This window comes from Acinetobacter sp. 3657 (assembly GCF_031456775.1).
Taxonomy (GTDB): domain Bacteria; phylum Pseudomonadota; class Gammaproteobacteria; order Pseudomonadales; family Moraxellaceae; genus Acinetobacter.
The window spans coordinates 1-21,298 of sequence record NZ_JAVDVH010000003.1 but is presented as its reverse complement, the minus strand read 5'-3'; the positions used below and the strand labels follow the sequence as shown (position 1 = coordinate 21,298).

Here is a 21,298-nt window from a genome sequence, read left to right as displayed (position 1 = left end):
TTACTGAGAGTTTCATCTATTCTTTTGCTCATTCTACACGTAGTCATGATTTGGTTTATTCTTAAATAGTTTTAGTGCTGGGATAAGGGGGAGAAAGTCACTTAATAAGGGAAAAGATAGCGTTGCGGAACATGCATGTTTATTGGGTTGTTTTCTGCATTTTCGAGATCTAGAATAGCAGCCTGCTATTGAAACTCATGTTCGAGGAAGTCTCATTGAAAACAATTACTGTTGCTGCCGCGATTATCTTGAACGATCAGAATCAATTATTATTGGTTCGTAAACAGAATACACAGGCATTTATGCAAGTCGGCGGTAAATTAGAAGAAAATGAAGCCCCCGAGCTTGCGATTCAACGTGAGATTTTAGAAGAAATTGGTTGTGAATGTGAGATTAAACAATTTGTTGGGCAGTTTGAAACAGCGGCTGCCAATGAGCCAGATCATATTTTGGTGAGTTATGTTTATTCGGTTCAATTAAAACAAAAGCCACAGATTGCAGCCGAAATTGCTGAGATGAAATGGATCGATTTGACTGACCAAGCAACGTTGTTAGCACCGTTGACTAGCGAAGTGGTGATTCCATGGTGTCAGCAAAATCGAATGAGCTAGGATGGTCTTTTACTTGTCCCGCTGCGAGACATACGGCATAAATCTTCTGACAGCCAAGTTGTTCTAGAGCCTGAGAAAGTGCGGTGATAGAGCTGCCTGTGGTCATCACATCATCTAAGATCAGCACTGTTCTATAGCAAATTGTATTGGATGATTTGGCAACAAACTGCTGTTCAATATCCTCCAGTCTTTCTAAGCGTGATAATCCTTTTTGCGAATGTTGTGCCAAGCGCTGTATCGGTTGCCAAACAGGAACGTCTAGTGTTTTACCGAGCGCTTTGGCTAACAGTAGGGTTTGATTGAAACCTCGTTCCACTAAGCGATCGGTTGAAATGGGCATCGGAACGATGGCGTGGACTTTTGGCAGTTTGAGCTGTAGCAACACACCATTTAATAATCTTTGATGCTGTAATTTTTGTTCATATTTGAATTGTTGAATAATCCGATTGATCGGGTAGTCATAATGACAAGCGACATACACTTGTTGGTGATTGCGTTGGATTTGTTGTTTTAACCACGGCAATTGTTGCCAACAGCTTTGACAAACACCGAAATGTTGTTTGATGCCGACCTCACATAGACTACATGGCGTCACATAATCAAAAAGTCGTTGGGCGTGTGTACTGAGGGATTTAAACATAGGCATAACGCGGTGCTTTAGGTAACCAGCGTTTGAGTAAGCCTGCTGCGTGTTGTGGGTAATCTTTTAAAATCTGTTCCGCAACGTAGTGTGCTTGAGTTAGTAGGTGGTCATCACGTTCTAATCGTGCAACACGAAAGCCCATATCACCAGTTTGTTTGGTACCTAATAGCTCGCCAGGACCCCGTATTTCTAAGTCTTTTTCAGCAATCACGAAACCATCGTTACTTTCACGCAAAATAGAAAGCCGTTCCTGACCATTTTGTGACAAGGGTACTTTGTATAATAATGCGCAAAAACTCGCAGTAGCACCACGTCCAACTCGTCCACGGAGTTGATGTAACTGAGAAAGTCCTAAACGTTCTGCATTTTCAATCACCATAATCGATGCATTGGGAACGTCCACACCGACCTCGATGACGGTAGTGGCAATCAGCAGTTGTAGTTGGTTGTCTTTAAAGGCCTGCATGACCGATTGCTTCTCATCAGCTTTCATTTTGCCATGTACTAGACCAATGTTGATATCTGGAAAACGTTCTCTGATTTCCTGATAGGTGGCTTCTGCGGCTTGAGCATCTAAGGTCTCAGATTGCTCAACTAAGGTACAGACCCAATAGGCTTGTTTACCTTCGCGGCAGTTGGTTGCGATTCGTTGTAGGACTTGTTCACGACGATCTAATGGAATCGTCACGGTTTGAATCGGTGTACGTCCTGGTGGCAGTTCATCAATAACCGATGTATCTAAATCACCATAAGCACTCATGGCGAGGGTACGGGGAATAGGGGTTGCCGTCATGACCAACTGATGTGGCGTAAATTGATCTACGCCTTTATTTCTAAGTGCAAGGCGCTGATCCACGCCGAAGCGATGTTGTTCATCAATGATCACTAAGCCAAGTTTGGAAAATTCAACATTGTCTTGGAATAGCGCATGTGTGCCGACGATGAGCTGCGAATGTCCTTCTTTAATCTGTTGTTCGGCGTGCGTACGTGCTTTACCTTTCTGTTTGCCCGATAGCCATGCAACTTGAATCCCCAATGGCTCGAACCAGCGTTTAAAGTTCAAATAATGCTGTTCAGCTAAGATTTCAGTGGGTGCCATCAATGCCACTTGCCAATCTGCTTCTAGCGCGTGACAGGCCGCCACTGCAGCGACCAAGGTTTTACCTGCACCGACATCGCCTTGAACTAAGCGCAACATTGGTTGATCTTGTTTTAGATCTTGTAAAATTTCTTTGGAAACGCGTTTTTGTGCATTGGTCATTTGAAAGGGCAGTGCTTCTAAGAGTTTTTTCGCCAGAACTTTACTGCTGCTAAAACGTGGTGCGGCGATTTGTCGAATAAAAGCACGACGAGTAAGTAAACTAATCTGGTGAGCCACTAATTCTTCAAAGATTAAGCGTTGCTGTGCGGGATGTGAGCCTTGATTGAGTTGCAGCATATTGGCATCAATCGGCGGTTCATGAATGTAATGTAGCGCTTGTTTGAGTTCATAGCCATTGCTGTATTGACTTGGTAGCAGTTCAGGCAGATCATCACTATGATGTTTCAAAGCCTGACGGACATATTCACGTAACTTTGGTTGTGTCAGACCTTCAGTACTTGGGTAGATCGCGGTGAGCTGAGTTTGCGGCAATGCAGTATGCTGGTGGATGACTTGGATTTCGGGATGATACAGTTCTAAACCACGGGCACCAACGCGTACTTCACCGAAGATGCGTAATCGAGCACCCATTTGGATACGATCAGTTAAGCCTTTATAGATATGATAAAAACGCAAAGTAACTTTGCCGAAATCATCTTGCAATAAAGCGGCAAGGGATTTTTTCTTTCCCGGTGGGAAATCGACGGATCTGACCTCACCTTCAAGCAAATAGCTGCGTCCAACAACCAACTGATTCATCGGAATAATCGTGCTACGATCTTCATAGTCACGGGGAAGATGAAACAATAAATCATCCGTGCTAAAAATATGAAGCTTTTCTAATAGGGTCGCTGCGCTAGCGCCAACGCCTTGTAACTGCTGGACTGAACTCATATTTGATCAAGGACATGTATGCATATTTTATTTATTGGTTATGGTAAAACATCTCAGCGTGTGGCTAAACACTTATTTGAGTGTGGTCACCACATTAGCACAATTAGCCGTAGTGAAAAAACAGATTGTTATGCGACTCATTATATTCAAGACGTGCAGCGACTTGATTTAACCGCATTTCGTCCAATTGATGTGGTTTATGTGATTCTCGCACCATCACAAAGTGGCATAGAGGCCTATCAACAAACCTATGTGGAGAGTGTTGAGCCGATTGTTCGGGCTCTAAAATCGCATCCCGTGCAACGCATCATTATTGTGTCTTCAACTCGGGTCTATGGTGAAAGTGCTGGTGAGCGAATTGATGACGAATCATTGATACAACCTGCCGATGAACAAGGACATTTACTTCGTAAAATGGAGCTTTTATGGCAAGCGCATTATCCAGAGCGTAGTATCATCGTTCGACCTGCGGGAATTTACGGAACATCGATTGTTCGATTAAAAAGACTGGCACAACAAGCGCTTACTTATCCTACAGTTCATTATAGTAATCGGATTCATATCGATGACTTAGCCAAATTTTTGGCCATGATAGCTGATCTTCCAGAAGTAGAATCCAGTTATATTGTCAGCAACAATACGCCTTTACCGATGCATGAAATTCTACTTTGGTTTCAGCAACAACTTAATTTACCTCCTTTACAGCTTGTATCTAAACAACATACGGGCAAGCGAATTTATGCGACGAGACTGGCGAGAACAGCTTTTAAATTTGACCATTTGATTTGCTTTAATGACTATGCTGAGGCGCTATTGGCACATAGTAATAAATGAAATTTTGATTAAAATGTGACGTAGTTGTTCTTTTTGGGTGGGATTCTTGATTTTTACTCTCTGTGAGTACAGGGCTGATTGAAGCCGATATGTGTACATGGATTGCGCTAAGACATTAAGGGGTATATATGAAAAAAATAATTTGCTCGATGTTACTTGGCTTAATGACGACAATGAGTTGGGCGAGTGAAAAGGTATGGTGTGTGTTTGATCCTTTGAGTACACAGGGGGATATTAGTCGCCGTTTACATGATATTCGATTACATGCGCAAAATAGCCAAGTCCAATTGAAATTTAAAACTTTCAAAAATGAAAACGAGGCGATCCATGCATTTGATCAAAAAGAATGTTCGGGTTTGGTCGCGTCCAATTTTAATACCTATCGTTATAATCCATTTATGGGCAGTACCAGTGGCATTGGTCTGATTCCGAATAACCGTACGGCACGGGTGTTTTTACAGCTGCTTACCAATCCGAATGTCGAAAAACGTATGATTGGTTCTGAGTATGAAGTGGTTGGCATGATTCCGGTTGGTACGGTCTATATGATCATGAATACCGAAAAGATCCAGAAAGTCTCGCAACTTAAAAATAAGAGTATTGGGATTTTGGTGGATAATCCACCGCAACTGGCATTGGCGCAAAGTGTCGGCGCAAAACCTGTTTATGTGGATTTTGCAAATGCCATAGATTTATTCAAACAGAAAAAAATTGATATCTTGGCTGCACCCGCTTATGGCGTGTTGCCATATAACCTAAAGACCGAGTTTGGTGAGAAGACTCAAGTGGTCAATTTTCCTGTGGCTTATTTTGCTGTCAATATCGTGATCCGCCCTCAAGTATACCCAGCGGGTTTTGGTCAGAATATTCGAAGTTGGTTTGTTAAAAATAGCCATGTTTTGTCTGCTCAAGCAATTCAATGGGAAAACCAATTGCCTGCATATTATTGGGCGGACATTTCAGCTCATGAAAAACAAGGTTATGACGCTTTGGTGATGCGAATTCGTAATCGCTATGTGGCATCTGGTTACTATGATGCTTATTTTGTTGAACTAATCAAACGTTTAAGGTGTTTGGATGAACCCAAATACATCGAATGTCGAAGATAGATAAACAATAACGGCAACCGAAGTTGCCGTTATTGTTTTTGCTTTTAAGCTTTTTTACGTTTGAGGCGACGTTTGGCTTGTTGTGATGCCATTGCCTCTAAAGCAGTTGCAAGTTCTTCATCACTGAATGTGGTGATGTGTTGCAGCATTTGTAAGGTGGTTTCATCTAACACAAGTCGTGCACCTGCCGCCATCTCACTGAAGTTATCATCATATTCAATGAAACCTTGTTCATTATTGCGAATATAGTTTTGTTGAGTGAGAACTTTGATAAAACTTTGGAACAATGATTTATCAAAGAATTCTGGTGAGTTGAACTCATAAAGCACAGATAAACGCTGACCTAACAAATGACTTAACTCTTCAACTTGCTTGGTCGAAATATTGCCAGAACCGCGTTGCGTAATCAGCGCAAGCGTCATGTAGTAGCGTTCTAAACTTTGTTTCACTGGCATTGCTAAAGTTAAAAGCTTTTGATGCTCTTCGCTATTTGGTGTTGGGCTAAACAAGTTGTCATCATGATCTTGGAAAATCAAACCCAGCTGAACCAGCGCATCGATATAGCTATCAATGTGTTGTTGTAGTTCAGAAGGCTGCCATTTCATAAACAGTTCGGCTTTTAAGAACGGATACAAGGTACGAATCACATTACTTAGATCTGCTTTATTAATTTTACCGTTGTGCTCAACCAGTGAGGCAACCAAAGATGGCAATACAAAGGCATGCAAAATATTATTACGGAAATAGGTGAGTAAAACTGCTTGATTATCTTCAATTGCAATAATATCGCCCAAGACATGCTGAACACGTTTGATCAGTTTAAGTTTTAAACCATAAGCAATGATTTCTTTACCTGATAATGATGTTACTTGGGTACGTTCATCATACGGTTGTTGAGTGACGAGGTCTCGGTAGATATCGAGCTGTTTTATACAGATTTCCTCGTCCAGCGTATGTTTTGGTGTCGCCAATAACACCAAAGAAAGCAATGAAACAGGGTTAACAACCACAGCACGGTTAATGTTTTCTAAAATCAGATTGGCAGAGCTTGCAACCACATTGGAGATTTCGGCTGAAATAGGCGCATCATTTTTTTCGACGTGAACATTGTCTGCTTGATGCTGTTTTAAAATATCATCCAAGAAAACAGGTTCACCAAAGTTGACATGAACTTTACCGAAGATTCTTTCAATTTTACGTAAGGTTTTTAAGATGCCAAAAATAGATTCAGCTTCTTTCGGCTTACCTTGCATTTCACCAACGTAGGTCGCACCTTCCATCAAGCGCTCATAGCCAATATAAGTAGGTAAAAATACGATCGGTTTGGCAGGTCCACGAAGGTGACCTTGAATGGTCATTGCCAACATGCCTGTTTTAGGTGGAAGTAAACGTCCTGTACGTGAACGTCCGCCTTCGATAAAGTATTCGATCGGTGTGTTACGAGATAAAATGCTATATAAATATTCTTTAAATACAGATGTGTAAAGTGCATTGCCACGGAAAGAGCGGCGAATAAAGAACGCACCACCACCACGCAATAATTGCCCCACAAACGGCATATTTAAATTATCACCCGCAGCGATATATGGAATCATCAAGCCGCGTTTATAAATCACATAGGACAATAATAAATAGTCGATATGGCTACGATGACATGGGGTATAGATAATTTCATAATCTTTTGCCAGCTCACGCACGGTGCTAAAGTTGTGTACCTCAACGCCGTCATAGAGTTGCGTCCATAAACGTGTCAGTGCCATATCGGCAAAACGCACCGCTGATGCAGAATAGTCCGAAACGATTTCATTGACATAACCAATGGCGCGACGTTCAGCTTCTAGCATACTGATTTTATGATGGATACTTTCACGGCGAATCGCATCTTGCACATCTGGTGCTTTGACCACGGACTGCATGACATTGCGGCGATCGGATAAATCAGGACCGAGTACCACTTCACGCTGTTGATCTAGATAAGTATCGAGCGAGCTTGCAATATACGTTGCAGGAGAAATATTTGGATGCTGTGTTTTGGCATAGTCGACCAATTCACGTAAACATTGTGGTTCATGGAACTCTAAGTAGGATTGGCGGCCATGTAAGCCGATATTGACCAATTGCTTGACTGTGCTCGGTGTTGCCCAAGTATCTGAAAATAATAATTTGAACCAAGAATCTTCTTTATCTGGTGATCGTCCCCAAAGTACGGTCACAGGAATCAATTGAACTTCAATGTCAGGATTTTGTTCAAGGGCTTCGATCAGTTGTAATAAGCGCGGAGGATAAGTTTGGGTATTGAAGAAAATATTATCGTTCTGATGTAAAAAAAGGACTGAATTTTTTTCTTGATAGTTGCCAAAACTTAATGGATCTAGTGCAGGTTTCAGCTTAAGGCGACGCGTCTCACCATCGACCACCAGCGCATTACTATGCGAATAGTTTTGTAATACATAGCATACGACTTTATTTGGATCGGCTGGGCTTTGTTCTGTTGAGGTGGATTCTACAGGAACTTCACCAAGAACGTGCGGGGTTACCACAAGGTCAAGTAACTTACTCGAAAGTTGACGATACATTTGACCAAATCCTGTCTTGGACATTACGAACTCCTAAATATAACCCTAACATCAAGTCATGATGAACACGACATTCTGCTGTATTCTGACATAAAACGGTATGCTATTTTCTGACAAAATATAGCGTATTTGGTAGATTTTATCGTTAAAAATCGTATTTTTAGCAGGTATAAATAGAATAATGCGATGGGTAAATCATTTTATCTTGGCTACAATCTATATTAATCGACTCATCTCGATTAAGATGATTATTCTTGCTCCGCCTTAGGTTTCAAGCAAAATACTGCTTTGCTATGACCCTCGTTATTTCTCCCTCATTGTTGTAAAAAGGTGATTACATGAATGCTTTAACGCAAGAACTCGTTGAGCTTTTGACGCTAGAAAGACTGGAAGCCAATATCTTTCGAGGCAATAGCCGCAACTTGGTTGGCAAACGTGTATTTGGTGGGCAAGTGCTTGGGCAAGCATTAAGAGCAGCGTCATATACCACAGATCGTCCTGCGCATTCGTTACATGCATATTTCCTTTATGGTGGGGATGTTGATGCTCCGATTATTTATGAAGTAGATTCGCTTCGAGATGGGAAAAGCTTTGCCAGTCGTCAAGTGCGGGCGATTCAACATGGGCGTACTATTTTTTCGGCAATGGTTTCTTTTGCCAATCCTGAGGAAGGCTTAAATTATCAACATAAAGAACCCGAATATCCTGCACCTGAAAGCTTGAAGTCGGAAAATGAACTGAAAGAAGCGATGATTAATTTTGTCCCTGAAAATGTTCGTGCCAGTTTTATGCGTGAACGTCATGTGGAAATTCGCCCAGTTCAGCCAGTCAACCCTTTTCAGCCGCAACCTGAAGCACCGTTTTATGCACATTACATTCGAACCCATGGTGATATTGCTAAAAATTTGGATGAAATCTCATTGCATCAAGCGATCGTGGCATTTTATTCAGATTTCACTTTGATGACCACAGCATTGCGTCCACACGGTTTGTCGTGGATTTCTCCAAATCTACAGTGTGCCAGTATTGATCATACGATTTATTTCCATCGCCCATTGCGTGCAGATGAATGGATGCTCTATGAAATGGAAGCGACCATTAGCGCAAGCTCTCGTGGGCTTAATTTTGGTCGGATGTGGCAAGATGGTCAGTTGGTCTGTAGTACGGTTCAAGAAGGTTTGATTCGGCTCAGAGAAATCGAAACCCAATAACAAATAAATTTATACTAAGGCCATCATTCTGATGGCTTTTTTATGATATAGATGTGACAAAAAATTGCTCGATTCTTCAACATGAGCATGCCATAGTAGCAATAAGTTAAAAAACTTTATCAAGCATAATGAATTTAAATACACAGATTTTACTGGCCGCTGTGCTCGGTGTGGCATTTGGTTTTTTGTTAAATGCTTACCCACAAACGATATTTGTTGACTATAGTTTATATGGGCTCGGTATTTTAAGTAACATTTTCATTGGTTTGTTGAAAATGCTATTGATTCCATTGATCTTTAGTTCAATTGTGGTCGGTGTTTCAAACTTACAAGCAGGTGGACAATTTGGACGCGTCTGGAAAATCACAGCGCTGAGTTCGATCACCACCACCACCTTGGCACTGATTCTCGGCATCAGCTGTGCACATCTTTTTGACGTGGGCAAGGGGATTGATATTCAAATTTTCCAAGCCGATATGCAAAGTCATCAGACCCCTGACACGCTTACACCCTCTAGTTTTTTGACTAATTTTGTACAAAACACCCTGATCAACCCATTTAAAGCCTTCAGTGAAGGCAATGTTTTGGCGGTGGTCGTGTTTGCATTATTTTTGGGTGTTGCGTTGGTTAAAGGTGGAGAACGTTTTGCGCTGGTACGGAATAGCTTTCAACAATTCTTTGAAATGATGATGATGCTGGTGGGTTGGGTGATGAAACTTGCACCGATTGGCATTTTCGCATTACTCGCCAAACTGATCGCCAGTGAAGATCTTTCCGTATTGAGTCGTTTAGTTGAATTCGCGGCTGTGGTCACAGGAACCACGATATTTCATGGTCTGGTTGTACTCCCTTTATTGTTATGGATATTCGGTCGAATGGATCCGATTACCTTTTTTAAGGGGGCTAGAGCAGCCTTGGTGACCGCTTTTGCAACCAGTTCCAGTTCTGCGACCATGCCGCTTAGTTTGAAATGCGCACAAGAAAATCTCGGTGTTAGACCGCAAACCGCAGGTTTTGTTATACCTCTCGGTACGCAGCTTAATATGGATGGTACGGCGCTGTATGAAGCAGCGGCAGCATTGTTTATTGCCAATCTGATGGGTTTAGATTTATCCATCACCCAACAGATTATTGTCTGTTTGGTGGCGATTGTTGCTTCTTTAGGTGCGCCTGGGATTCCAAGTGCTGGCATGGTCACCATGATTATGGTGTTGCAATCTGTGGGTTTACCTGCAGAGGCGATTGCAATTTTACTGCCTATTGATCGTTTATTGGATACAGTACGTACCGTGGTAAATGTACAAGGCGATATGATGATTAGTGTAGTGGTTGATCGGCATACACCTGAGTAAAAAAGCATAAATGACAGCAGTTGAGCGATAGATCGTATATCGTATATCGCTCAAACAGAGAGATTTATGTCAGTCTGATTGGAATAATGTTGCTGAGTTCAGCCATTTTTCAAAAAAATGGATAAAATTCCGGTCATTTAAATTGTTGAAAAGTACATTAAAAAAAATGATTTTAATTGAATATTTTGCTGAAATATAAAAGAAAAAAAGATGATATATATTCTAATAAATTAATATTGTTAAAAATATATATATGAAATTAAAGCTATTTTGTGACAAATGTCTTAAGAAAATATAGATAATCATTCTTGTTTGCACTATCATTTGTTTGCTTTTTGTCTGAGATCGTTTCTGATTGCTAAAGAAAAATAGCGATGGAAAGGATATTCCGTTCTTTACCGCTTCGGGGGAAGCTATGAAAAACCGTTTTTTTCTAAAAAATCCAATCGTAATGAGTGGTTTGTTATTCGGTAGTTTTGCGCCTATGTTGCATGCTGAGACAGCACAAGAGAGCAAAACCATGGTTCTGCCTACCATTCAGGTGATCGGTTCACAGGATGGCGCTGTTTCTAAGATACCGGGTGCGGCTGTGATTGTAGATCAGGAGCAAATCCAAAAATTTGTCCCGACCTCGACCGAAGATATTTTAAAGCGTGTTTCAGGCGTTTATGTCAAACCTGAAGAAGAGTCTGCTGTTGTTGCCAATATCGGTATGCGCGGTATTAGCTCGGCTGATTATAAAACCTTAATTTTAGAAGATGGTGTACCTGTTGCACCGGGTCTATTTGTGGGGAATGGCCGTTATTACAATCCGCGTGTACAACGCATGGATAGTATTGAAGTTCTGAAAGGTTCTTCGGCATTGCGTTATGGTCCATCAAATATTGGTGGCGTCATTAACTATCGTACTAAGCAACCTAAAGATGGTGCATTGGTCGATCTGTCGATTGGCTCTTGGGATACCTATAAAACCACAGTTGAATTGGGTGGCAGCTCTCCAAATAAAGACAGTAACTTTGGTGCAATTTTAAGTTGGGCTAAAAGTGACGGTTTCATGGACAAGAGCTATGAAATGAAAGATGCAGTCATCAAAGCGGGTACCGCGATTGGTGATAACCAATGGTTAGGTGTTAAATTTACCCATTATGAAAATGATGCCAACATTTCATATCGTGGGCAGTTCTTGGGTGAATATCATGCCAAGAAAAAGAACAATCCTGCACCAGATGATTGGTTCTTGACTGAACGTAACTCATTCGATATTAACCATCGTTGGAATATCAATGCGGATACAGAACTTCAGACCTTGGTGTATTGGAGTGAAATGAACCGTGATTACTGGCGTTATGAGGTCGATCAAGATAACCCAATTACTGTGGATGGACGATGGAATTATCGTAATGGCCCAGGAACACGTGGAAATGGAAAAGGCGGTCAAGATAATTGGGATTTGCGCGGCAATAACCGTGCTTTTGAGCGTATTGGTGCTGAAACCCGTTTAGTGGCAAAACATGATTTATTCAATATGCCAAGCGAGGCTGAAGTTGGTCTACGCTTGATGAATGAAAAGATGGATGATATTACTATCGATGCAACACGTACAACACCACGTACAGGTAACGTTAGTAAGAATACAAAAGATACTGCCAAAAGTGTCGCGTTATATGCGCAAAACCGTTTAGATATTACCGATCAATTATCATTGACACCGGGTCTTCGTATCGAACGCTATGAGCAACAACGGGAAGATAAACGAAAGAATGAAACGGTTAAGACCTCTAATACAGAAGTGATGCCTGGTCTAGGTGTGACCTTCCAATTGATTCCAGCTGTACAGCTTTATGGTAGTGTTTATAAAGCCTTTTCTCCAGCGTTGAATGGTGATTCTCTCAGTGGTATGAAGGATCAAAAATTGGATGCAGAAACTGCGGTCAGTTGGGAGTTGGGTTTAAGAGGTCAGCAGGATATCTTTAAATATGAGTTGACTGCCTTCCGAATGGACTTTGATAACCAAATTATTCCAGCAAACAGTAACTCTGACTTTCAAAGCACCAATGGTGGAAAGACCTATAATCAAGGTCTTGAAAGTGCGATCAGTGTAGAATTGGAAAATGGCTTTGATGTATTTGCCAATGTCACTTGGGTGGCAGATGCACAGTTCAAAGGTGATCGATACAATAAAAATGGTACGCTTAAATCAAGAAATGGCGATCGTGTGCCATATACGCCAGAATGGGTTGCAAATTTAGGTTTCAGTTATAGCTATGCGGGTTTACGTACACAGCTTAGCGCGAACTATATGGGTTCGCAGTTTACTGATGAGCTCAATACCAAACCAATTGTAGAAAATACATCAGGTTTCTTTACTGGGAAACTTAACGCTTATACAACCGTTGATTTAACCTCTCGCTATACACTCAATGATCAAATTGAGTTCTATGGTGCAGTGAAAAACTTGGAAGACAAGCGTTATATGGCAAGTTTACGTAATGGAATCTACGTGGGTCCTGAGCGTTCATTTGAAGCAGGCGTTCGCTATCGCTTCTAATTACATTTGTTCATAAATAAAAGCCCCCATTCTAAGATGGGGGCTTTTTGTATTGATTTAGCATAATTCCGTTTAAGCAGCTGGTTGTAAAGCACGTTTCGCAGCAGGAGAGTTGTTTAAATAGTTGACCGCATCTTGGGTATTTCCTTCTTTGACAGGATCATACCACGGCATGAGGTAATCAATTTGTTGTGAAATTAACCAAATTGGGTTTGGTAATATTTGATCATCTTTGCGTCCCTGTTTATACCATTCTAACCAAATCCAAGGTTTGAACGGACTCGGTTTCTTATCGGCAAAACGAGGGTCTTGCCCCATGATGTGTGCTGCGCCATCCACCCATAAGCCAAGTACGCCTATAATCACCGCAACGCTGAGATAGTAACGAGCGATATAACCACCACCGAGATGACGATAAAGATCAAAGGCAACGGTACGGTGTTCGATTTCTTCTGAACCATGCCATTTGATTAAATCAATCATTTCTGGGTCAGCACCAAGCTCTTCCCAGCGTTTGTTATACAACGCATATTTACCAAGCACGCAAGTCATATGCTCAACAGTAGCGATAACACCTAAACGGAACAGATCCCATTGATGATCAAGTATTTTTGGGACTTGTTTGCCAAAAGGTTTATCCGCTAAAGCTTTGCCAAATACAAAGTCCATAATGTCGAGGTTGCGTTGAATATCAATATTGCGTTGGCTTAGATATTCTTTGTTTGCCGAGGTATGTGCAACTGCATGCATGGCTTCTTGGCGAATAAATGCTTGTACATCTTCTTTCAGTTTTGGATCGGTAATTTCAGGCAAAACTTTATTATATAAACGACAGAACCAAAACTCACCTGCGGGTAAGATATTGTTAATTTCATTAATAAAATAGCTAGCGAAAGGTTGATTTGGAATCCAATCTACAGGCGTTTTTTCCCAATCAAACTTTACTTTGCGAGGGAGAATTTTATAGTCAATCGAAGAACCAAGAACTTTGTTCTTCACAAATGATAGTAATTTCATCGTTTAGTCCTAATCGATAGTGCAATGAACCAATAGTATGGAGTATATGAAAATACGCCACCTATTGTGTTTAGCAATTCAGGACAATTAAAATTTATTTTATGCATCAAGTTGCATGAAATGCAATATGAGGGGTTTTTGAGACTTTATTCTCGTCGTATGTTTTACGAAACCTTGTTTCTCATCACGCAGTTTCGCAAAATATATCATGCATGGTCTAAAAAATTGCGCCGTATACGGCACATGCTGCAAACATCTATGTAAGATTTACAGATACTATTCTTCAAGATCAGCATCTGTAGCTTCTGGAATTTGATCGAGGTCAAATTCAGTCGGTTGGTCGAGTGTATAATTCAAACGGCCACCCATCACACTTGCCAATTCTTCTAAGCCAATTTTATTGAGTGATGAAAACAATTGAATCGAAAAGTCTAGCTTCATCTTCTTCAATTGTTGTTTCACATCTAATAAGGTTTTATTGGCAGGTCCACGATTGAGTTTGTCTGCCTTGGTTAAAAGGATGTGCACAAATAAATGACGTGAATGCGCCCATTCCAACATCATTAAGTCAAAATGCTGCAATGGGTGACGAATATCCATCAATAACACTAAGCCTTGTAAGCTTTGGCGATGGATTAGATAGTTTTCTAATTCTTTTTGCCAAACCAGTTTCATCGCTTCAGGTACGGCTGCATAACCGTAACCCGGTAAATCGACTAAACGTTGGTCAGGATTACCTAAGCTAAAAAAGTTGATCATTTGGGTACGGCCCGGTCTTTTCGATGCACGAGCCAATTGTTTTTGATTGGTCAGCGCATTGATTGCACTGGATTTACCTGCATTTGATCGACCAGCGAAAGCAATTTCATAGCCTGTATCTTCTACGCATAAAGCAAGCTTTGGCGCACTCATTAAAAACTCAGCTTGGCGTAACCAATTTAAAGACTGGTTTGCATAAAGTGTTAATGCAGGATCAGTCTGTTTCTCATAACTGATTTTTTCTTTTGGGGCGAGTTTAGCTTTGGTATCTTTCGATTGTTGACGCTGACGCATAGAAGCTTACTTTAAAATTTGAAATAGCGAGATCCATTATAAAGGATGTCGGAGATTCGTGCGAATCCTCATGACGAGGCTTTTGGAATGAGTTGTAAAAAATCAATATTTGAATGCTGAGACGAGGGGAGAATACTGTGTTGCAATACTTCTCCCACGGTATATTGATCAAGACTTTGATAAAAGCTCTCCAATGCTTGATCTAAAATTCCTTTAAGTCCGCAGTGCGCACGCAAAACACAAGGTGGGGTATTGCATTCTACAATTTGCTGATGACCTTGTAAGATGCGAACGATCTCACCGAGTTTTAGATTTTTAGCTTCTGGATTGAGACGAATACCGCCGCCTTTACCACGTGTGGTAATGATCCAGTGTTGCTTCCCCATAAAGTGAACAATTTTAACCAGATGGTTTTGCGAAACATGTAAATCTTGAGCAATATCTGCAATCGTATACGGTACATCACTAGGGCGAGCGACATACATCAAAATTCTAAGTGCATAATCTGTAAACTTATTGAGTTGCATGCTATTTCACTCAATCTAATGCTTTAAATACAAAGGGCTAGTCTATCATAGACTAGCCCCACGCAAAATGCAGTGCGATTAGTTGAGTTTGACACCGCCTGTGCCAAAGGCTTCGCTATGGATATTTTCTGCTGCAATGCCACGAGCGATCAGCGCTTTATGTTGTTCTGCCATAAATGGCATTGGACCACATAGGTAATAATCTGCACTTGTCGGTAATAATGCGGCATCCATCGAACTTAAATCTAAGCGCCCAGTAATGTCGTAATCTTCCCCGAGTACGTCATCCTCATGTGGAAATTCATAAGCCGTAAAGGTGCTGAGACGTGGATACTTGGCTTTAAGTTCATGAATATGTTTTTTCATCGCATGAACTTGGCTGCTACGACATGCATGAATAAAACTGACAGGCTGGGGCATATCTAGCGTAACCAATTGATTGAGCATGGCAATCATTGGAGTTAAGCCCACACCACCACTAATGAAGACGTTGTGCTTATTACTATTCATTAAGTAGAAATTCCCTGTTGGTGCAGATACTTCAATTTCTGAGCCTTCAGCTAAACCATGTAATGTACTTGAAACCCAGCCACTTGCTAACTCACCTTTTTCATCTTCGCGCTTCACAGATATACGTAAATAATCCGATTGTGGACTAGTAGATAAAGTATATTGACGTGGCTGTCTGAGATTCAGCTCAGGCACAAAGACACGAACAGAGATGTATTGACCTGCTTCATATTGTGGTAAATCACCGCCATCAACTGGTGCAAGGTAGAAGGAGGTGATTTCATCACTTTCAACCACTTTCTTGGCGATTTTAAAATTGCGCCAGCCTAACCAACTGCCTTTATTTTGCTGATGTTGCTCATATATGGCTTTTTCAGTGCTGATGAATAGATCCGCCAATTGACCATAAGCTGCCGCCCAAGCATCAATGAGTGGATCTTGCATTGAAATATTCAGAACTTCACTGATGGAGTGGAGGAGGTTCTCTCCCACAATGCTGTAATCTGGTGATTGAATGTTCAAGCTGACATGTTTATGTGCAATCAGTTCAACGACAGGTAAAAGCACGGAAGGATCTTCAATATTTTCAGCATAAGCGAGGACTGCGCCAGCAAGTGCCTGTGCTTGTGCACCACTACGTTGATGCCCCATATTAAAGGTTTCTTTTAATTCAGGATTATTTCCTAACATGCGGTTATAAAAATAGCCCGTTAACGCGACACCATTTTCACGCAGTACAGGAACAGTGGCTTTTACAAGGTCAATTTGCTGCGGAGTCATTTTAGATCTCTCTTGGCTATCATTTATAAGATGTATTTAAAATATACCTTTAATTTTGCATTTGCAATACGTATTTAAAGAAAGCCATAAAAAAAATAAGGGATAATAAATTATCCCTTGATTGATAAATGAATAAAGCTTTATTTTCCAAATAATGAACCTAATAGCCCACGGACAATTTTTTGCCCAGAACTCCCACCTAAACTACGCGCGGCACTCTTGGCAAAAGTCCCGACAATGTCTTGGGTCATTTTGGCGCGTTGTTGGGCTGCTTTTTCCTCAGCACGTTGTTGCTCACGGGCTAAACGTTCTTGCTCTTTGAGTTGTTGCTTTTCGGCAGCTTCTTGTTCTTTGGTTTGTTGCTTTTCGAGTTCAGCTTGCTGTTTTTGTTGCTCACGTTCAGCGACTTTGTTTTGCAGCATTTCATAAGCACTATCTCGATCAACTGCCTGATCGTAAATACCTGCAACGATACTCTGCGCAATAATCACTTGGCGTTCTTCGGCGGTGATGGGGTTAAATGATGAGTAAGGTGGCATCACCCAGCCACGTTCTACAATCTGCGGCGTACCTTGTTCATCTAGACAACTAATCAATGCTTCGCCCACTGCAAGTTCAGTAATGGCTTGATCCACTTTAAAGTCTGGATTGGCACGGAAGGTATCAGCCGCAGTTTTGACTGCTTTTTGATCCTTCGGTGTAAATGCACGTAATGCATGTTGTACTCGATTTCCCAATTGACCTAATACGCTTTCAGGTAGATCTAGTGGGTTTTGGGTGATGAAGTAGATCCCAACGCCTTTGGAGCGAATTAAGCGAACCACTTGCTCGATTTTTTGTTGTAAGGCTGGGCTGGCATTATCAAATAATAAATGTGCCTCATCGAAGAAGAAGACTAATTTAGGTTTATCCATATCGCCGACTTCAGGCAGTTGTTCAAAGAGTTCTGACAACATCCAAAGTAAGAAGGTGGCATATAGTTTTGGGGTATTCATGAGTTTATCGGCAGCTAAGATATTGATATAGCCATGACCGTTACTATCTGTTTGGATGAAATCCAGAATATTTAGACTGGGTTCGCCAAAAAACTGCTCGCCACCCTGATCACCCAATGCCAATAGATTGCGCTGAATCGCACCGATACTTGCAGGAGATAGATTGCCGTATTCTGCTTTCAATTCGGAAGTATGTGCGCTGACATAACTCAGCATCGATTTAAGATCTTTAAAGTCGATGAGTAATAAGCCTTGATCATCAGCAATACGGAACACGGCGGATAGTACACCTTCTTGGGTGTCATTCAGATTGAGCATGCGTGCTAACAGCAATGGGCCAATTTCTGAGATAGTGGTGCGAATCGGATGTCCTTGTTGCCCAAATAAATCCCAAAAGATCACAGGAGATGCTGCAAATGCGACGCTGTCTACTTTGAGTAGGTTGAGGCGTTCTTCAAATTTGGGACTACTGCTGCCTGCTTTGGCGAGACTCGAAACATCACCTTTGGCATCGGCCAAGAATACAGGGATGCCAAGCCGAGAGAAGCTTTCTGCAAGAACTTTGAGCGTAACAGTTTTACCTGTACCCGTTGCACCTGCGATCAAACCATGTCGGTTGGCAAATTTAGAATGTAGAACAATATCTTGTGTTGTATCTGTGGTTTTTTTCGCAATAATGATGGGTGTGCTCATTCTTCACCTATTCTTCGTGTTATTCCAGTTGTTTTAGTGCATTTTGAATATCTTGGATCAAATCTTCGGGATGTTCTAGTCCTATACAGAAGCGAACCAATAAACCTTGTTGTAAATGTGTATTTTCAAGTGTGCGCATTTGTTTTAAGTCGTACAGCATCACTAAGCTAATAGGCCCACCCCAACTAAAACCTAGTTTGAAAAGGTCTAAGCTATCGCAAAACTTTCGAACGGCTGCAAGGTCATATTCAGGTTTAAAGATCACGCTGACTAAACCAGCGCTTTTGCCTGTGTTACACACCTCCTTCCAGAAGCAGTGACCCGCCGAATCGGGGTTGCTTGGATGCAGCACTTGGCTGAATTGAGGTTGTTGTTTTAACCAGTCGAGTAGCTTATTTGCATTTTGTGCTTGTTGTTCATAACGTAAAGACATGTGTGCCAAGCTGCGTTGGATTTGTGCGGTATCATCACCAGAAACAGAGATGCCTTGTATTGCGTGCATGCGGAACAGTTTGTGGTGTAACACTTGATCACGTGTTACGACCGAGCCCATGAGTATGTCACCGCCGCCGCTTGGATATTTAGTCAATGCATGAACGGTGATATCCACTGAAAGATGTTCATCTGAAAAATCAAAGGCATTAAAGGCAAGTCCAGCACCCCATGTATTATCTAGCACTGTTAGCACATTCGCTTGTTGAGCCTTTTTGACTAAGTGCTTTAAGTCTGGAAACTCAAGAGTGATCGAGCCAGCAGCTTCTAACCAAATCAGTTTGGCTTTATTTGTAGGTTGAAAGCTGTCTGCATCAATTGGATTGTAAATCTTAACGGTGATGCCATAACGATCTTGTAGGTTGTTTAAATGTTCTAAATTAGGGCCATAAATATTATCGGCGACCCAGACTTCATCACCTGCGCTTAATACTGCACTATTCACTAAATTAATCGCAGATAAACCACTTGGTGCAAGTAGGCAATAACTGCCGCCTTCGATTTGAGCGATATTGTCTGCCAGAGTGAATGTGGTTGGAGTGCCATGGGTGCCGTAACTATAGTCATAAGCATCGGTCCAGTGGCGATCAAAAAGGTGCGCTGTGGATTGAAAAATAATGGTGGATGCACGAAATAGGGGAGGTTGAACCGTCTCAATGTATTGAGGGGCTTGGCGTGGTGCATGAACGAGGTCAGTTTGTCTATTTTTATGTGTAGTCATGGGGCAAAATCAAAGCGATATAATGAATTAGGTTAAGAGAAAATAAGCAAAGCTGCTAGTGATTTGCATGTTTTGTACAGAATCGGTACAGATAGAACACTCTGACTTAGAACTGGCTTTATTTTTGCTAAGAATTATTATCATTCTAACTAAAATAGGTTTTAGCGCATGAAGTCGCATTTAAGAGTGCATTATTTTCAGCACATCGCAGGTGAAGGTTTTGGAAGTTGCTACGATTACTTAAAGGCAAATCAAGCAAAAATTACCGCAACTGAATTTTTCGCTTTACCCGTTGATTTACCACTCGAATTGGAAGCATTGCCAAGGGTGGATGAGGTCGATCTACTCATCATTATGGGTGGAACGATGAGCGTCAATGATGAGGTGAATTATCCTTGGTTGAAGCTAGAAAAAAGATGGTTGCGTCGTTATCTGGCAGCAGGTAAGCCAGCGATTGGTTTGTGTTTGGGTGGTCAGTTGATCGCAAATGCGTTGGGTGCGGCAGTAAGTCGAAATCCACATCAGGAATTGGGCTGGATGGATGTCGGCAGAGCGACGCATATCCCTGAAAATTGTTTTCAAATTCCTGAGAAAATTAACATTATGCAATGGCATAGTGAGACTTTTGAAATACCACGCGGTGGTGTGCATTTGGCTGAAAATAGCGTGTGTCGCAATCAGATGTACCAAATTGGGCGCAATGTACTTGGTTTTCAATTTCATCCTGAAATTACGCCGCATGCCTTGCATCTTCTGATCGAGAATGAGGAAGATGCGGCTGTATTTAATGGTGAGTACGTACAACCGATATCTGAGCTAAAAAGAACTCTGAAAAGCAAATTTGAGCAAGGAAATCGTTTGCTTAATCAAGCAATAGACTACGTAGTGAGCGCATAAGACAGGTTAAAATCTAAAAATAAAAAAGAAGAATTGCATAAGACTTAAACAATCGCTATAATGAGCGTCCCTCAATAGGAGGGCGTTTACTGCGAGTAAAGTAGTAAATGCATGACAGTCGTGGCATCGATCACGACCATAGTGATTTTCACTGCCCTTGACACTTACCTAAAAGGTGAGGTGCGTCATGGGTGATTCTTTATATATTTGGCTTGGAGTTTACTGGTATGTCTAACCAGAGAATTCGTATCCGTTTGAAGTCTTTTGATCATCGTTTGATTGATCAATCTGCTCAAGAGATCGTAGAAACCGCTAAGCGTACTGGCGCACAAGTGTGTGGTCCAATTCCGATGCCTACTCGCATCGAACGCTTCAACGTTCTTACTTCACCACACGTCAACAAAGACGCACGTGATCAGTATGAAATCCGCACATACAAACGTTTGATCGATATCGTTCAACCAACAGATAAAACTGTTGATGCATTGATGAAGTTAGATCTTGCTGCTGGTGTAGATGTTCAGATCGCTTTGGGTTAAGGCTTTCGGTTGATTAACGTTAAGTTAATTAGGCCGCTTTTTTAGAGGTTTATGCACATGGCTATTGGTTTAGTCGGTCGCAAATGTGGTATGACTCGCATCTTAACAGATGCTGGTGTATATGTACCTGATACAGTTATCGAAGTCGAACCAAA

At 41.4% G+C, this 21,298-nt stretch carries 17 protein-coding genes and 1 pseudogene; 9 read left to right on the top strand and 9 right to left on the bottom strand.

All coding sequences use genetic code 11. From position 1 onward, the window contains the following. The first annotated feature begins 215 nt into the window (after nucleotides 1–215). A complete protein-coding gene (locus tag J2Y37_RS04645) occupies nucleotides 216–611 on the top strand; it encodes an NUDIX domain-containing protein (protein WP_349032029.1) in 396 nt (131 codons plus the stop codon). Here J2Y37_RS04645 and J2Y37_RS04640 read toward each other — a convergent pair. Both J2Y37_RS04640 and recG read right to left on the bottom strand, forming a co-directional pair. Further along, a complete protein-coding gene (locus tag J2Y37_RS04640; RefSeq protein WP_349032028.1) occupies nucleotides 565–1,257 on the bottom strand; it encodes a phosphoribosyltransferase family protein in 693 nt (230 codons plus the stop codon). The genes J2Y37_RS04645 and J2Y37_RS04640 overlap by 47 nt on opposite strands. Next, nucleotides 1,244–3,289, bottom strand: a complete 2,046-nt coding sequence (recG, locus tag J2Y37_RS04635) for an ATP-dependent DNA helicase RecG (protein WP_349032027.1) — start codon at nucleotides 3,287–3,289, stop codon at nucleotides 1,244–1,246. Before recG ends, J2Y37_RS04640 begins: the two co-directional genes overlap by 14 nt. A gap of 18 nt (nucleotides 3,290–3,307) precedes the next feature. On the opposite strand from recG, the gene J2Y37_RS04630 reads away from it, so the two are divergent. Then, on the top strand, nucleotides 3,308–4,123 hold the full coding sequence (locus J2Y37_RS04630; RefSeq protein WP_349032026.1) for an NAD-dependent epimerase/dehydratase family protein: 816 nt from the start codon (nucleotides 3,308–3,310) through the stop codon (nucleotides 4,121–4,123). A gap of 128 nt (nucleotides 4,124–4,251) precedes the next feature. Next, complete coding sequence (locus tag J2Y37_RS04625; protein WP_349032025.1) at nucleotides 4,252–5,232, top strand: putative solute-binding protein; 981 nt, start codon at nucleotides 4,252–4,254, stop codon at nucleotides 5,230–5,232. 44 nt (nucleotides 5,233–5,276) lie between these two features. Here the strand turns inward: J2Y37_RS04625 and plsB are convergent, their stop codons facing one another. Beyond that, complete coding sequence (plsB, locus tag J2Y37_RS04620) at nucleotides 5,277–7,832, bottom strand: glycerol-3-phosphate 1-O-acyltransferase PlsB (RefSeq protein WP_349032024.1); 2,556 nt, start codon at nucleotides 7,830–7,832, stop codon at nucleotides 5,277–5,279. Nucleotides 7,833–8,146: 314 nt separating this feature from the next. Between plsB and J2Y37_RS04615 the strand changes: the two genes are divergently transcribed. From J2Y37_RS04615 to J2Y37_RS04605, 3 genes are all read left to right on the top strand, one after another. Next, nucleotides 8,147–9,019, top strand: a complete 873-nt coding sequence (locus J2Y37_RS04615) for an acyl-CoA thioesterase II (RefSeq protein ID WP_004673026.1) — start codon at nucleotides 8,147–8,149, stop codon at nucleotides 9,017–9,019. 128 nt (nucleotides 9,020–9,147) lie between these two features. Further along, nucleotides 9,148–10,371 (top strand): dicarboxylate/amino acid:cation symporter, encoded by a 1,224-nt coding sequence (locus J2Y37_RS04610; protein ID WP_241323624.1) that lies wholly within the window; start codon nucleotides 9,148–9,150, stop codon nucleotides 10,369–10,371. 415 nt (nucleotides 10,372–10,786) lie between these two features. Continuing rightward, complete coding sequence (locus J2Y37_RS04605) at nucleotides 10,787–12,919, top strand: TonB-dependent siderophore receptor (RefSeq protein ID WP_349032023.1); 2,133 nt, start codon at nucleotides 10,787–10,789, stop codon at nucleotides 12,917–12,919. A 72-nt stretch (nucleotides 12,920–12,991) separates the two neighbouring features. On the opposite strand, the gene J2Y37_RS04600 is transcribed toward J2Y37_RS04605, so the two are convergent. From J2Y37_RS04600 to J2Y37_RS04575, 6 genes are all read right to left on the bottom strand, one after another. Then, nucleotides 12,992–13,936, bottom strand: a complete 945-nt coding sequence (locus tag J2Y37_RS04600; protein ID WP_349032022.1) for a metal-dependent hydrolase — start codon at nucleotides 13,934–13,936, stop codon at nucleotides 12,992–12,994. Nucleotides 13,937–14,212: 276 nt separating this feature from the next. Then, nucleotides 14,213–14,989 carry a ribosome biogenesis GTP-binding protein YihA/YsxC gene (gene yihA / locus J2Y37_RS04595; protein WP_004673017.1) on the bottom strand — a complete coding sequence of 259 codons (777 nt, stop codon included), beginning with the start codon at nucleotides 14,987–14,989 and terminating at the stop codon, nucleotides 14,213–14,215. A gap of 68 nt (nucleotides 14,990–15,057) precedes the next feature. Then, nucleotides 15,058–15,516, bottom strand: a complete 459-nt coding sequence (locus J2Y37_RS04590; RefSeq protein WP_241323628.1) for an Rrf2 family transcriptional regulator — start codon at nucleotides 15,514–15,516, stop codon at nucleotides 15,058–15,060. 78 nt (nucleotides 15,517–15,594) lie between these two features. After that, nucleotides 15,595–16,806: an NO-inducible flavohemoprotein gene (gene hmpA, locus J2Y37_RS04585; protein WP_349032021.1), complete on the bottom strand. Its 1,212-nt coding sequence runs from the start codon at nucleotides 16,804–16,806 to the stop codon at nucleotides 15,595–15,597. A 140-nt stretch (nucleotides 16,807–16,946) separates the two neighbouring features. Further along, entirely contained in the window at nucleotides 16,947–18,494 is a 1,548-nt protein-coding gene (locus J2Y37_RS04580) for a helicase HerA-like domain-containing protein (protein WP_349032020.1), read from the bottom strand. A gap of 19 nt (nucleotides 18,495–18,513) precedes the next feature. Beyond that, a complete protein-coding gene (locus J2Y37_RS04575) occupies nucleotides 18,514–19,707 on the bottom strand; it encodes a PLP-dependent transferase (RefSeq protein WP_349032019.1) in 1,194 nt (397 codons plus the stop codon). A gap of 168 nt (nucleotides 19,708–19,875) precedes the next feature. Between J2Y37_RS04575 and J2Y37_RS04570 the strand changes: the two genes are divergently transcribed. From J2Y37_RS04570 to rplC, 3 genes and pseudogenes are all read left to right on the top strand, one after another. Further along, nucleotides 19,876–20,604: a type 1 glutamine amidotransferase gene (locus J2Y37_RS04570; RefSeq protein ID WP_004673010.1), complete on the top strand. Its 729-nt coding sequence runs from the start codon at nucleotides 19,876–19,878 to the stop codon at nucleotides 20,602–20,604. Between the two features lie 227 nt (nucleotides 20,605–20,831). Then, nucleotides 20,832–21,143, top strand: coding sequence for a 30S ribosomal protein S10 (gene rpsJ / locus J2Y37_RS04565; RefSeq protein WP_000070912.1), 312 nt, complete (start codon nucleotides 20,832–20,834; stop codon nucleotides 21,141–21,143). A 57-nt stretch (nucleotides 21,144–21,200) separates the two neighbouring features. After that, a pseudogene (gene rplC / locus J2Y37_RS04560) lies at nucleotides 21,201–21,298 on the top strand (50S ribosomal protein L3); the annotation flags it as partial.

Excerpts from the sequence above, each read along its gene's own strand:
- J2Y37_RS04640 (WP_349032028.1), bottom strand. The coding sequence starts at position 1,257 with ATGCCTATGTTTAAATCCCTCAGTACACACGCCCAACGACTTTTTGAT.
- recG (WP_349032027.1), bottom strand. The coding sequence starts at position 3,289 with ATGAGTTCAGTCCAGCAGTTACAAGGCGTTGGCGCTAGCGCAGCGACC.
- J2Y37_RS04630 (WP_349032026.1), top strand. The coding sequence starts at position 3,308 with ATGCATATTTTATTTATTGGTTATGGTAAAACATCTCAGCGTGTGGCT.
- J2Y37_RS04625 (WP_349032025.1), top strand. The coding sequence starts at position 4,252 with ATGAAAAAAATAATTTGCTCGATGTTACTTGGCTTAATGACGACAATG.
- plsB (WP_349032024.1), bottom strand. The coding sequence starts at position 7,832 with ATGTCCAAGACAGGATTTGGTCAAATGTATCGTCAACTTTCGAGTAAG.
- J2Y37_RS04615 (WP_004673026.1), top strand. The coding sequence starts at position 8,147 with ATGAATGCTTTAACGCAAGAACTCGTTGAGCTTTTGACGCTAGAAAGA.
- J2Y37_RS04610 (WP_241323624.1), top strand. The coding sequence starts at position 9,148 with ATGAATTTAAATACACAGATTTTACTGGCCGCTGTGCTCGGTGTGGCA.
- J2Y37_RS04605 (WP_349032023.1), top strand. The coding sequence starts at position 10,787 with ATGAAAAACCGTTTTTTTCTAAAAAATCCAATCGTAATGAGTGGTTTG.
- J2Y37_RS04600 (WP_349032022.1), bottom strand. The coding sequence starts at position 13,936 with ATGAAATTACTATCATTTGTGAAGAACAAAGTTCTTGGTTCTTCGATT.
- yihA (WP_004673017.1), bottom strand. The coding sequence starts at position 14,989 with ATGCGTCAGCGTCAACAATCGAAAGATACCAAAGCTAAACTCGCCCCA.
- J2Y37_RS04590 (WP_241323628.1), bottom strand. The coding sequence starts at position 15,516 with ATGCAACTCAATAAGTTTACAGATTATGCACTTAGAATTTTGATGTAT.
- hmpA (WP_349032021.1), bottom strand. The coding sequence starts at position 16,806 with ATGACTCCGCAGCAAATTGACCTTGTAAAAGCCACTGTTCCTGTACTG.
- J2Y37_RS04580 (WP_349032020.1), bottom strand. The coding sequence starts at position 18,494 with ATGAGCACACCCATCATTATTGCGAAAAAAACCACAGATACAACACAA.
- J2Y37_RS04575 (WP_349032019.1), bottom strand. The coding sequence starts at position 19,707 with ATGACTACACATAAAAATAGACAAACTGACCTCGTTCATGCACCACGC.
- J2Y37_RS04570 (WP_004673010.1), top strand. The coding sequence starts at position 19,876 with ATGAAGTCGCATTTAAGAGTGCATTATTTTCAGCACATCGCAGGTGAA.
- rpsJ (WP_000070912.1), top strand. The coding sequence starts at position 20,832 with ATGTCTAACCAGAGAATTCGTATCCGTTTGAAGTCTTTTGATCATCGT.